The following is a 12,434-nucleotide window of genomic DNA, read 5'->3' on the forward strand; positions in this document are numbered from 1 at the left end:
TGTGGACGTCTGCACCACGGTAATCCACACCCTTGTGCTGAAAGTGGACGCGAGCTGGACAGGCCAGCCCACAGCTCGGTCGATGCGCGTGTAGTGCGGTGGGCTGTCGCACACCCTCAAACCGCGATCAGATCACGGACACCGTCAACGTCCATATCGGCGCCCTGGCCGGACTTGATGATTTCGCCGCGCGACATGACGCAATAGGTGTCGGCCAGTGATTTGGCGAAGTCGTAGTACTGCTCGACGAGCAGAATGGCCATGTCACCGCGCTGGGCAAGCATGCGGATGACGCGCTCGATGTCCTTGATGATCGAGGGCTGGATGCCTTCGGTGGGTTCGTCGAGGATGAGCAGTTTGGGGCCTGCGGCCAGCGCCCGGGCGATGGCGAGCTGTTGTTGCTGGCCGCCGGAAAGGTCGCCGCCACGGCGGTGCAGCATCTGCTTGAGCACGGGGAACAGTTCGAACAGTTCTTGCGGCACGGTGGCGGCACCGGGCTTGTAGGCCAGGCCCATGTGCAGGTTTTCTTCGACGCTGAGGCGGGGGAAAATTTCTCGGCCCTGCGGCACATAGCCGATACCCAGCCGGGCGCGGGCGTCCGGGCGCAGGGGGTCGATGCGCGCGCCATCGAGGGTGATGCTGCCGCTCTTGATCGGCACCAACCCCATGAGAGATTTGAGCAGCGTGGTCTTGCCCACACCATTGCGGCCGAGCAGGGTGAGCACCTGGCCTTTTTCAAGGCGCAGGCTGACGTTGCGCAGGATGTGGCTGCCGCCGTAGTACTGGTTGACCGTGTCGATGTTGAGCATGGTGTGTGGCTGGTTCAGCGTCCAGATTCAGCGTCCAAGATAGACCTCGACCACGCGCTCATCGGCCTGCACCTGCTCCAGGCTGCCTTCGGCGAGCACGCTGCCTTCGTGCAGCACGGTGACTTTGTGGGCGATCTTGCGCACGAACTCCATGTCGTGCTCCACCACCATGAGGGTGTGCTTACCCGCCAGTGAGATGAACAGTTCGGCGGTGCGGTCGGTCTCGAAGTCGGTCATGCCGGCCACGGGCTCGTCAAGCAGCAGCAGTTGCGGTTCAAGCATCAGCAGCATGCCGATTTCCAGCCATTGCTTTTGGCCGTGCGACAGGTCACCGGCGCGGCGTGCAGCCTGGTCGTGCAGGCGAATTTGTTCCAGCACTTCTTCCACCCGCTGGCGCTGCGCCGCGCTCAGGCGGAAGAACAGGGTGTTGCGCGCGCGCTTGTCCGACTTGAGGGCCAGCTCCAGGTTGTCCTGCACGCTGAGGTCTTCAAACACGGTGGGCTTCTGGAACTTGCGGCCTACCCCGGCGGCCACCACCTCGGCCTCGCGCAGCTTGAGCAGGTCGATGGTCTGGCCGAAAAAGGCGGTGCCCGAGTCGGGCCGCGTCTTGCCGGTGATGACGTCCATCATGGTGGTCTTGCCCGCGCCATTGGGTCCGATGATGCAGCGCAGCTCGCCCACGTCGAGCGAGAGGCTGAGTTTGTTGAGGGCGCGAAAGCCGTCGAAGCTCACGCTGATGTCGTCGAGATAAAGGGCTACGCCGTGGCTCAGATCCACGCCGGGCTGCATGACGTGGCCGTAGCCCGCGGTGGCATCACCGCTGAGTTCGGGCTGCGGCTCCTGGTACACGATCTCCCGCCAGTCAAGATTGGCCACGGCGCGCCCTCCACTGCTTGAGCAGGCCGACGATGCCATATGGCGCATACAGCGTGACCACGATGAACAGCCCGCCCAGCACATACAGCCAGACTTGCGGCATGGCCACGGTCAGCCAGCTCTTGGCCACGTTCACGAGCACTGCGCCGACGATGGGGCCGATGAGCGTGCCGCGCCCGCCGATGGCCGTCCAGATGGCGATCTCGATCGAGTTGGAGGTGGACATTTCGCTGGGGTTGATGATGCCCACCTGCGGCGCATACAGCGCGCCCGCAATGCCGCACATCATGGCCGAAATCGTCCACACTCCGAGCTTGAACCACAGCGGGTTGTAGCCGCAGAACATCACGCGACTCTCCGCATCGCGCACGGCGGTGAGCACGCGGCCGAACTTGCTGCGCACCAGCCAGCGCGAAAAGAGAAACATCAACACCAGGGTGAGGCTGCTGGCGACGAACAGCGACACCGTCATGCCCGCCGTGCCCATGGGAAAGCCCAGCAGCACCTTGAAGTCGGTGAGGCCGTTATTGCCGCCGAAGCCGGTTTCGTTGCGGAAGAACAGCAGCATGGCCGCATAGGTGAGCGCCTGGGTGATGATGGAGAAATACACCCCCTTGATGCGCGAGCGGAAGGCGAAGAAGCCGAATATGAAGGCCAGCAGGCCAGGAGCTGCCACCGCGAGAAACAGCGCCCAGGCGAAATGTTCGGTGCCCACCCAGTACCAGGGGAAATGCGTCCACTGCATGAACTGCATGAAGTCGGGCAGATTGCCGCTGGCCGCATTCATCGCCCGGTTAAGGTACATGCCCATGGCATAGCCGCCCAGAGCGAAGAACAGGCCGTGGCCCAGCGACAGAATGCCGGCGTAGCCCCAGACCAGATCCATCGCCAGCGCCACCATGGCGTAGCAAAGAATCTTGCCCGACAGCCCGACCCAGTATTGCGATAGATGCAGGCTGCTGCCCTGCGGCAGAGCCAGCGCCAGCAGCGGCACCAGCACGGCGGCGATCAGCAGAAAGCCGATCAGCGCAGCCCAGCCCCACAGCGGCAGAAAGGCCGTGGGTGACTGCAGTTGCACCCGCGGTGGTGGCACCAGCGTGCCGGATTCATTGAGGATGGCGGCCATTGGATTTCAGCTTTCCACGCTGCGGCCCTTGAGGGCGAACATGCCCTGCGGGCGCTTCTGAATGAACAGGATGATGGCGACCAGCACCGCGATCTTCGCCAACACCGCGCCCGCCACGCCTTCGAGCAGGGTGTTGGCCACGCCCAGGCTCATGGCCGCAGCCACCGTGCCGGTGAGCTGACCCACGCCGCCCAGCACCACCACCATGAAGCAGTCGACGATGTAGCCTGTTCCCATCTCCGGGCTGACGTTGCCGATCTGGCTGAGCGCGCAACCCGCCAGACCCGCGATGCCGGTGCCCAGGCCGAAGGCCAGCATGTCCACCCGCGCGATGCGCACCCCCACGCAGGAGGCCATGGGCCGGTTCTGCGTGACCGCGCGCACGAACAAGCCCAGGCGCGTGCGGCTGATGAGCAGCCACATGCCCAGCAGCACCACCACGGTGAAAGCGATGATCACCATGCGGTTGTAGGGCAGGATGAGATTGGCCATGATGTTGAAGCCGCCCGACATCCACGGCGGGTTGTCCACCTGCACGTTCTGCGGCCCGAACAGGCTGCGCACCGCCTGGATCAGCACCAGGCTGATGCCCCAGGTGGCCAGCAGGGTTTCGAGCGGCCGCCCGTACAGGCGGCGGATGATGGTGCGCTCGATGAGCATGCCAATGCCCCCCGCCACGACGAAGGCGAACGGCACCGCAGCGATCAGCGCGTAATGCACATAGCCCGGCAGATAGTGCTGGAACAGGCTCTGCATCACATAAGTGGCGTAGGCGCCGATCATGATGAACTCGCCCTGCGCCATATTGATCACGCCCATCAGGCCGTAGGTGACGGCCAGGCCCAGCGCGGCCAGCAGCAGGATGCTGCCCAGACTGATGCCCGAGAACAGCGTGCCCAGCCGCTCGCCCCAGGCCAGGCGGCTGTCGATCTCGGAGAGGCTTTTTTCGATCTGCGTGCGAACCAGCGGAGACGACTCAATGTAGGCGCCGTCTTTCTTGTCCAGCCGAGAGAGCAGCAGGGCGCGCACCGCCGGGTAGTTGCTGGCCGCCAGTTGTTTGGCCGCGGCCAGACGGTCGGCGGCGCTGGCGCTGGTGAGCAGAATGGCGGCGTGCAGCAGTTGCAGCCGCTGCACGATCTCCGGGTCTTTCTCGGTTTTCAGCGCCTGCTCCACCAGACCGCGATCGACCGAGGTGGGATCGTCCTGCAGTTGCTGCACGGCCTTGAGCCGCTGCGCGCGCTGCGGCGAAAACAGATCGAGCGCGGCGCGGGCCGACTGCAGCTCCTTGCGCACATAGTTGTTGTTGACCACGCCCTGCGCGTTGTCGCTGGGGGTGACGGCTTTGCCGGTGGCCAGGTCGATCCATTCATTGCCTTTTTGCACCTGCACCATGTCGCCATCGATCTGTACATCGCCATTCAGCAGCTTGTGCAGAAAGTCGGCAAGTTGCGGATCGGGCTTGGCCACGGCCTTGTGCAGGGCGGCGATGCGGGCGTCGGTGTCGCCGCTGGAAATGGCCAGCGCTTCCTGCGGGGTCAGGGCATGGGCTGGTGGCGTCAGGCCGAGCAGTAAACCGAACAACACCAGGCCGAGCGCCATGCGCAGCCATGCGCCGGGCCGGTCCCACAAAGAGCGCGTAGAGGTCATGGTCGTGAAGTTGACAGAGAAGGATCGATGCGTTCAAAAGACTTCCCGCCCCAGCCCTCCCCGCGAGCGGAGAGGGAGTGATCGCCCCTCCCCCGCGGCGTGGGGGAGGTTGGGAGGGGGAGTGTTTGCGTTGCCGAACGATCAGGCGTTTTTCGGCTTGGGGATGTAGGGGCTCCAGGACTCGCCCGGAACCAGACCCTTGGACTTCCACACTACGTCGAACTGCGCCTTGTCGTTAATCTGGCCGATGAACACCGGCTTGCTCAGATACTGGTTCTCCAGCACTTCGACGGTATACCCATCGGGGGCGGCGAACTTCTGACCGATCAGCGCCTTGCGCACTTCATCGGTCTTGGTGGACTTGGCCTTCTCGACGGCCTGCTTCCACAGGTGAATGCCGATGTAGGAGGCTTCCATCGGGTCGTCGGTGACCGGATAGTCTTTCAGCTTTTCCTTTTTCACCCAGTCTTGCCACGACTTGACGAACTTGGCATTGCGCGGATTTTTCAGACTCTCGAAGTAGTTCCACGCGGTGAGCTGGCCGACCAGGGGCTTGATGTCCATGCCCGCAATTTCCTGCTCGGCGATGGAGAAGCCGACCACCGGAATGTCGGTGGCCTTGATGCCCTGGTTGCCCAGCTCCTTGTAGAACGGCACGTTGGAGTCGCCATTCACGGTGGAGATCACGCAGGTCGGGCCGGCCGAGGCGAACTTCTTGATGTCGGCCACGATGTTCTGATAATTGCTGAAGCCAAACGGCGTATAGACCTCGGCGATGTCCGCATCCTTTACGCCCTTGGAGTGCAGGAAGCCGCGCAGGATGGCGTTGGTCGTGCGGGGGTACACATAGTCGGTGCCCAGCAGGAAGAAGCGCTTGGCGCCGCCGCCGTCCTTGCTCATGAGGTATTCAGTGGCCGGAATGGCTTGCTGGTTGGGCGCAGCACCCGTGTAGACCACATGCTTGTTTTGCTCCTGGCCTTCAAACTGCACCGGGTAGAACAGCAGGCCGTTGAGCTCGTCGAGCACCGGCAGCACCGACTTGCGCGACACCGAGGTCCAGCAGCCGAAGATGGCCGCCACCTTGTCCTGGCTGATGAGCTGGCGCGCCTTCTCGGCGAACAGCGGCCAGTTGGAAGCGGGGTCGACCACCACGGGCTCGATCATGTGGCCGTCCACGCCGCCTGCAGCATTGATCTCGGCAATGGTCATCAGGTCCACGTCCTTCAACGCGGTTTCGGAAATGGCCATGGTGCCCGAGAGCGAATGCAGGATGCCGACCTTGATCGGTTTCTTGCTCGCAGCAATGGCGGGGAAAGACAGCGTGCTGGCCGCCGCTGCGGCAACTGCGCCGCCAACGGTCTTGAGTGCGGTACGACGATCCATGTTGGAAATTCCTCCAGAGGTTGTGGTGGGGTGCGACACGCTGTGTTGTGCAAGTCGCGTGCCACGGTTTTGTCTGCCCCCCCCTCAGCACGGGGTGACAGTTCGATGACACTTGGCCCGAACTTGCGCCGCGCGGGCCTGAACGCGCCCCACAATCTGTTTTGAGGCACCACCGCGCGCATTAGCTCGATCGTCTTTGGTGCGTTCGCACCAAACCGGGGCAAACGGAGACCCACACCGTTCCAGCAGGGGCGGCAGGTCTGCTTTTTGCTGCAGCACCGGCCTGCGCTTTCGATGTGGCCTCGCGTTAAGCTCACCTCACGATTCCCATTCCATCCGCCGCCCCATGGACCTCACCCCCCGCGAAAAAGACAAGCTGCTGATCTTCACCGCCGCGCTGCTGGCCGAGCGCCGCAAGGCGCGCGGCCTCAAGCTCAACGTACCCGAGGCCATCGCATACATCACCGCTGCAGTAATGGAAGGCGCGCGCGACGGCCGCACCGTGGCCGAGTTGATGAGCTTTGGCCGCACCCTGCTCAGCCGCGACGAGGTGATGGACGGCGTGGCCGAACTCATCCCCGACATTCAGGTGGAAGCCACCTTCCCCGACGGCACCAAGCTCGTGACCGTGCACCAGCCCATTGCGTGAATCCCCCAATCTGGAGCGTTTCAATGATTCCTGGAGAAATCCTTTGTGCCGAGGGCGACCTCGCTCTCAACCCCGGCCGCGCCACCTTGAGCGTGGTGGTGGAAAACGCGGGCGACCGGCCCATTCAGGTCGGCTCGCACTACCACTTTGCGGAAACCAATCCGGCGCTGCGCTTTGACCGCGCAGCCGCGCGCGGCATGCGGCTGCACATCGCCAGCGGCACCGCGGTGCGCTTCGAGCCGGGGCAGCAGCGCACGGTGGAGCTGGTGGCCTTCGCGGGCGAGCGCGTGGTCATCGGTTTCCGGCAAGACGTGATGGGAGCGCTGTGATGGCCACGATCTCCCGCCGCGCCTATGCCGAGATGTACGGCCCCACCACCGGCGACCGCGTGCGCCTGGCCGACACTGACCTGCTCATCGAAGTGGAAGACGACTACACCCTGCGCGCCGGAGGCTATGGCGAAGAGGTGAAGTTCGGCGGCGGCAAAACCATCCGCGACGGCATGGGTCAGAGCCAGCGCACCCGCGCCGAAGGGGTGATGGATCTGGTCATCACCAATGCGCTCATCCTCGACCACTGGGGCATCGTCAAGGCGGACGTGGGCATTCGTGGCCAGCGCATCGCCGCCATCGGCAAGGCGGGCAATCCGGACGTGCAGCCGGGCGTGGACATCATCATCGGCCCGGGCACCGAAATCCTCGCGGGGGAAGGCATGATCCTCACCGCCGGGGGTATCGACAGCCATATCCACTTCATCTGCCCGCAGCAGATCGAAGAGGCGCTGATGAGCGGCGTCACCACCATGCTGGGCGGCGGCACCGGCCCGGCCACCGGCACCAACGCCACCACCTGCACCCCGGGGCCGGAAAACATCGCCCGCATGTTGCAGGCGGCCGATGCCTTCCCGATGAACCTGGGTTTTCTCGGCAAGGGCAACGCCAGCCAACCCGCAGCGCTGCGCGAGCAGGTCGAAGCCGGCGCCATCGGCCTGAAGCTGCACGAAGACTGGGGCACCACGCCGGCGGCGATCGACTGCTGCCTCTCGGTGGCAGAAGAGACCGATGTGCAGGTGGCCATCCACACCGATACGCTCAACGAGAGCGGCTTCGTCGAAGACACCATCGCCGCGTTCAAAGGCCGCACCATCCATACCTTTCATACCGAAGGCGCGGGCGGTGGCCATGCGCCCGACATCCTGCGCGTCCTGGGCGAAGCCAATGTGCTGCCGTCCTCCACCAATCCGACCCGGCCCTTTACCGTCAACACCATCGACGAGCACCTCGACATGCTGATGGTGTGCCACCACCTCGACGCGGGCATCGCCGAAGATCTGGCCTTCGCGGAAAGCCGCATCCGCCGCGAAACCATCGCCGCCGAAGACGTGCTGCACGACCTGGGCGCCATCAGCATCATGTCCAGCGACAGCCAGGCCATGGGGCGCGTGGGCGAAGTGGCGCTGCGCACCTGGCAGACCGCGCACAAGATGAAGGCGCAGCGCGGCTGGCTGGCGCCTCCGGCTTCGGGTGGCGCCCAGGGCAATGACCGCAACGATAACTTCCGCGCCAAGCGCTACATCGCCAAATACACCCTCAACCCCGCGCTGGCGCACGGCATCGCGCAAGAAGTGGGCTCGGTGGAAGCGGGCAAATGGGCCGATCTGGTGCTGTGGCGGCCGGCGTGGTTCGGCGTGAAGCCCAGCGTGATTCTCAAAGGTGGCTTCATCGCCGCCGCACTCATGGGCGACGCCAACGCCTCCATTCCCACGCCACAGCCGGTGCACACCCGGCCCATGTTCGGCGCCTTCGGCGGCGCGCGCACCGCCACCTCGCTCACCTTTGTGTCACAGGCCGCGCTGACCAACAACATCGGCCAGCGTCTGGGCTTGCACAAGACGCTTGCCGCCGTGCGCGGCTGCCGCAGCGTGAAAAAGGCCGACATGGTGCACAACGCCTACACCCCGCGCATGGAGGTGGACGCGCAGACCTACGAGGTGCGCGCCGACGGCGTGCTGCTCACCTGCGAACCCGCGACCGTGCAGCCGATGGCGCAGCGGTATTTCTTGTTTTGACTTCCCCAAAGCGGAGACTGGAATGCCGACCTTGACTCACTTCTTCACCTTTGCCCTGGTTGCTCTTGGCATGGTGCTGACACCCGGGCCGAACATGATTTATCTCATTTCACGTTCGATCTCCCAAGGCCGCAGCGCTGGACTCATCTCCTTGGGGGGAGTGGCTCTGGGTTTCGTGTTTTACATGCTATGCGCGGCATTCGGCATCACGGCACTGTTGCTGGCGGTGCCCTATGCGTATGACGCGCTGCGCTTTGGCGGCGCGCTGTATTTGCTTTATCTCGCCTGGCAAGCGGTCAAGCCGGGCGGCTACTCGCCGTTTCAGATGCGCGATCTGCCTGTGGACCCGCCGCGCAAGTTGTTTGCCATGGGCTTTGTCACCAATCTGCTGAACCCCAAGATTGCGGTCTTGTATCTGTCGCTCCTGCCGCAGTTCATCGACCCTGCGCATGGCTCCGTGCTCGGCCAGTCGTTGGCGCTGGGCATGACACAAATCGTGATCAGCCTTGCGGTGAACGCGCTGATTGTTCTCATGGCCGGTTCGATTGCCAGCTTTCTGGCGCAGCGGCCAATGTGGATCACCGTGCAACGATGGCTGATGGGGACGGTGCTGGCCGCATTGGCCGTGCGCGTAGCCACTGAGGCGCGCCGGTAGGCTTGTTTGCGGACACTGCCTGTGTCCACTGATCGGTGCGTCATCTCCAGCTGCCGACATCCACATAGAGTGCTCAATCTCTTCGCCTAGCGCGGTTGCAGATGCGACCGTATCCACGCGGCAAACGCGTCTTCGCCCATGTCGCCAGAAGCGACGGCGAGCATAGTGAGCACGCAGGCGGCGTCGTCGGCGGCGAGTTCATGGCCGTTGAGCATCAGGAACAACTCGGCGGCGACGAAGGCGGTGCGCTTGTTGCCATCGACGAAAGGATGATTGCGCGCCAGCCCCCAGCCATATGCGGCGGCCAGCGCGGCGGCGTCGGGCTCGCCGTAGGCGGCCAGGTTCTCCGGCCGCGCCAGCGCCGATTCAAACAACCCCGTATCGCGCGTGCCTGAGGCGCCGCCATGCTCGGCCAACTGCTCTTCATGTACGGCCTGCAGTACTGCAGGGTCGAGCCAGATCCAGCGGCTCATTTGGCTAGTTCACGCAGGACGTTGCGCCGCTTTTTCATCACACTGCGTGCGGCAAGCATCTGCGACTCGAACTCGGCGCTGTAGGGCGATAGCATCACAGCGCCATTCGCCGCCTCGGTGACGAACACCGTGTCGCCCTTTTCCAGTTTGAGGCGGGCGAGGAGTTCCTTGGGCAGAATGACGCCAACGGAATTGCCGATCTGGGTGAGTTTGAGGGCGGACATGCGGTTCTCCTGACGACTGGTGCAGTCGGACGATGAAGTTATAACGGTTGTTATATTAGGCGGCGCCCCGAATTTCTGCAAACCCGTTTCTGCATACCCTCCCCTTCCGAATCCTCATGCTCACCGTCAACAAACATCTTCCCGCCGCGCGCGGCCTGGCCCCGGCGCTGGTGCAGCGCGCCGCCACAGTCAGCCTCGATTGGGACACGCGCAGCAAAAGCCGCTTTGACGCGCACGACAGCGCCGGTCGTCACCTCGCCGTGTTTCTGCCGCGCGGCACGGTGCTGCGTGGCGGCGACCTGCTGGTGGCTGAAGACGGCTCAATGATCCGTGTGCAAGCCGCGCCGCAAGCCGTGCTGCAAGTGCGCGCCTGCCCGGCGCATGGCTCGGCCACCGATCTGCCGCGCGCCGCGTATCACCTGGGCAACCGGCATGTGCAGCTCGAAGTGCAGGCCGACTATCTGCAGTTCGAGCCCGACCCGGTGCTGGCCGACATGCTGCGCCGCATGCACCTGATCGTCACCGAGATGGAGGCCCCGTTCGAGCCCGAGGCCGGGGCCTATGGCGAGGGCGGCGGGCATGGACAGCATGGGCACGATCATGGGCACGGCCATGCGCATGCGCACGACGACCATCACGTGCAGGGTCACGATCATTCCCATGGGCATTGAGCCGCAAGCCTGCCCCGCCCCGCAACTCGCGATGATGTGGCTGTCCTCCCCCGCTTTGCCGGTGGGCGGATTCAGTTACTCGGAGGGGCTGGAGGCGGCGGTGGACGCGGGCCTCGTCACCGACGAAGCGCAGACGCTGGCCTGGCTGCGCGGTCAGTTGCAGCTCACGCTTGCGCGCAGCGAACTGCCGGCTGCCTGCGCCGCGCATGCGGCCTGGTCTGCAGCCGACCTCGCAGCGTTGCGCGCCGTGCAGACCTGGGTGCTGGCCACGCGCGAAACCTTGGAGCTGCGCCAGCAAAGCCAGCAGATGGGCCGCTCCATGCTGGAGTGGCTGCGCAATCTGCGCCCAGCCCATCCCGCACTGCCGCTTGCCGCCCAACTCGAACCCGCGCCCGCCTGGCCGCTGGCCTTTGCCTTGGGCGGCTTGGCGCTGGGGCTGGACGCTGAACAAATGGCGCATGCCCTGGCCTTCTCCTGGCTGGAGAGCCAGGTGCAGGCGGCGATGCGCGTGGTGCCGCTGGGGCAGAGCAGCGGGCAGCGCCTGCTGGCCGCGCTTCTGCCCGATATTCCCGCTGCAGTCGAGCAGGCACGAAACCTGCAAGACCGCATGGACGACTGGCAGAGCTTTTCTCCGCTGCTGGCCATTCTCAGCAGCCGTCACGAAACCCAATATTCCCGACTGTTCCGATCATGAGCGCACACCCCTCCACCGCGGCCAACGTCTCGCCGCTGCATCACATTCCCCATCGCACCAAGCGCCTGCCGCCGCTGCGCGTGGGCATCGGCGGCCCGGTGGGATCGGGCAAGACCACTCTGCTTGAAATGCTGTGCAAGGCGATGCGCGCCCGCTACGACCTCGTCGTGGTGACCAACGACATCTACACCAAGGAAGACCAGCGCCTGCTCACCGTGGCTGGCGCGCTGGAGCCCGAGCGCATTCTGGGCGTGGAGACTGGCGGCTGCCCGCACACCGCCATCCGCGAAGATGCGTCGATCAATCTCGAAGCGGTCGACCGCATGCTGGAGCAATTTCCGAATGCCGACATCGTGTTCATCGAAAGCGGCGGCGACAACCTGGCCGCCACCTTCAGCCCGGAACTCAGCGACCTGACGATCTACGTCATCGACGTGGCCGGCGGCGAAAAAATTCCGCGCAAGGGCGGGCCCGGCATCACCAAGAGCGACCTGTTCGTGATCAACAAAACCGATCTCGCTCCGCATGTGGGCGCCAACCTCGACGTGATGCGCGCCGACACCGAGCGCATGCGTCCCAACAGACCCTACGCCATGACCAACCTCAAAACCTTGGACGGACTGGACGCCGTGGTGCAGTTCATCGAAACCAAGGGCTTGCTGCAGGCGGGCTGACTCTTGCACCTTCCGACCATGTCGACCTACACCCGACCGGACTCGGACCGACTCGACCGGCGCGCCCTCACCGCCACGGGCCTCACCCTGCTGGCACTGCATGTCGCGGCGTGGGGGTGGCTGCTGGCGCTGCTGCCCGGCCATCCGGCGCTGCTGGGCATCGGTGCGCTGGCCTACTTTCTCGGTCTGCGCCACGCCTTCGATGCAGACCACATCGCCGCCATCGACAACGTCACCCGAAAGCTGCGCCAGGACGGCCAGCGCCCGGTGGCGGTGGGGCTGTTTTTCTCGCTCGGACATAGCGGCGTGGTCGTGCTGCTGTCAGTCGTCGTGGCGCTGCTGGCGCGCGATGCCCATACGCTGATCCAGTCTGCAGGGGTGGCCGGCGGAGACCAGCGTCTTGGCGCCGATGCTGATTTAAGCCACATACCGATAGGCAACTAAGCCGTGGCAAACGAGATGCACGCAGCGTCAAGTTTGAATTT

The 12,434-nt window shown here is 64.5% G+C and carries 14 protein-coding genes and 1 pseudogene; 8 read left to right on the top strand and 7 right to left on the bottom strand.

Annotated features, from left to right (window positions below; all coding sequences use genetic code 11):
• Nucleotides 1–116 precede the first annotated feature (116 nt).
• From urtE to urtA, 5 genes are all read right to left on the bottom strand, one after another.
• On the bottom strand, nt 117–809 hold the full coding sequence (gene urtE, locus B3H47_RS13850; RefSeq protein WP_156053751.1) for an urea ABC transporter ATP-binding subunit UrtE: 693 nt from the start codon (nt 807–809) through the stop codon (nt 117–119).
• Nucleotides 810–836: 27 nt separating this feature from the next.
• A complete protein-coding gene (gene urtD, locus B3H47_RS13855) occupies nt 837–1,685 on the bottom strand; it encodes an urea ABC transporter ATP-binding protein UrtD (RefSeq protein WP_156053750.1) in 849 nt (282 codons plus the stop codon).
• Complete coding sequence (gene urtC, locus B3H47_RS13860) at nt 1,672–2,811, bottom strand: urea ABC transporter permease subunit UrtC (protein WP_286987579.1); 1,140 nt, start codon at nt 2,809–2,811, stop codon at nt 1,672–1,674. Before urtC ends, urtD begins: the two co-directional genes overlap by 14 nt.
• A 6-nt stretch (nt 2,812–2,817) precedes the next feature.
• A complete protein-coding gene (gene urtB / locus B3H47_RS13865) occupies nt 2,818–4,458 on the bottom strand; it encodes an urea ABC transporter permease subunit UrtB (RefSeq protein WP_286987581.1) in 1,641 nt (546 codons plus the stop codon).
• Between the two features lie 141 nt (nt 4,459–4,599).
• Nucleotides 4,600–5,841, bottom strand: a complete 1,242-nt coding sequence (urtA, locus tag B3H47_RS13870) for an urea ABC transporter substrate-binding protein (protein ID WP_286730874.1) — start codon at nt 5,839–5,841, stop codon at nt 4,600–4,602.
• A gap of 346 nt (nt 5,842–6,187) precedes the next feature.
• Here urtA and ureA point away from each other — a divergent pair, with 346 nt between their 5' ends.
• From ureA to B3H47_RS13890, 4 genes are read left to right on the top strand one after another with little or no spacing between them, the layout of a single operon-like run.
• Nucleotides 6,188–6,490, top strand: a complete 303-nt coding sequence (ureA, locus tag B3H47_RS13875) for an urease subunit gamma (protein ID WP_013107407.1) — start codon at nt 6,188–6,190, stop codon at nt 6,488–6,490.
• A gap of 23 nt (nt 6,491–6,513) precedes the next feature.
• Nucleotides 6,514–6,819: an urease subunit beta gene (locus B3H47_RS13880; RefSeq protein ID WP_013107406.1), complete on the top strand. Its 306-nt coding sequence runs from the start codon at nt 6,514–6,516 to the stop codon at nt 6,817–6,819.
• On the top strand, nt 6,819–8,558 hold the full coding sequence (gene ureC, locus B3H47_RS13885; RefSeq protein WP_286987584.1) for an urease subunit alpha: 1,740 nt from the start codon (nt 6,819–6,821) through the stop codon (nt 8,556–8,558). The genes B3H47_RS13880 and ureC overlap by 1 nt, the downstream gene beginning before the upstream one ends.
• A gap of 22 nt (nt 8,559–8,580) precedes the next feature.
• Nucleotides 8,581–9,213 (top strand): LysE family translocator, encoded by a 633-nt coding sequence (locus B3H47_RS13890; RefSeq protein WP_286987586.1) that lies wholly within the window; start codon nt 8,581–8,583, stop codon nt 9,211–9,213.
• Nucleotides 9,214–9,299: 86 nt separating this feature from the next.
• On the opposite strand, the gene B3H47_RS13895 is transcribed toward B3H47_RS13890, so the two are convergent.
• Both B3H47_RS13895 and B3H47_RS13900 read right to left on the bottom strand, forming a co-directional pair.
• On the bottom strand, nt 9,300–9,686 hold the full coding sequence (locus B3H47_RS13895; RefSeq protein WP_286987588.1) for a type II toxin-antitoxin system death-on-curing family toxin: 387 nt from the start codon (nt 9,684–9,686) through the stop codon (nt 9,300–9,302).
• Complete coding sequence (locus B3H47_RS13900) at nt 9,683–9,910, bottom strand: AbrB/MazE/SpoVT family DNA-binding domain-containing protein (RefSeq protein WP_013107403.1); 228 nt, start codon at nt 9,908–9,910, stop codon at nt 9,683–9,685. The genes B3H47_RS13895 and B3H47_RS13900 overlap by 4 nt, the downstream gene beginning before the upstream one ends.
• Nucleotides 9,911–10,026: 116 nt before the next feature.
• Here B3H47_RS13900 and ureE point away from each other — a divergent pair, with 116 nt between their 5' ends.
• The 4 genes and pseudogenes from ureE to B3H47_RS13920 all read left to right on the top strand — a co-directional run.
• Entirely contained in the window at nt 10,027–10,581 is a 555-nt protein-coding gene (ureE, locus tag B3H47_RS13905) for an urease accessory protein UreE (protein WP_286987590.1), read from the top strand.
• Nucleotides 10,571–11,275, top strand: a complete 705-nt coding sequence (locus B3H47_RS13910; protein ID WP_286987591.1) for an urease accessory protein UreF — start codon at nt 10,571–10,573, stop codon at nt 11,273–11,275. Before ureE ends, B3H47_RS13910 begins: the two co-directional genes overlap by 11 nt.
• A complete protein-coding gene (ureG, locus tag B3H47_RS13915; protein WP_286987592.1) occupies nt 11,272–11,949 on the top strand; it encodes an urease accessory protein UreG in 678 nt (225 codons plus the stop codon). The genes B3H47_RS13910 and ureG overlap by 4 nt, the downstream gene beginning before the upstream one ends.
• Nucleotides 11,950–11,967: 18 nt before the next feature.
• A pseudogene (locus B3H47_RS13920) lies at nt 11,968–12,262 on the top strand (HoxN/HupN/NixA family nickel/cobalt transporter); the annotation flags it as partial.
• Nucleotides 12,263–12,434 lie beyond the last annotated feature (172 nt).

The organism is Thiomonas sp. UBA7699 (assembly GCF_002482605.1).
Lineage (GTDB): Bacteria > Pseudomonadota > Gammaproteobacteria > Burkholderiales > Burkholderiaceae_C > Thiomonas > Thiomonas arsenitoxydans.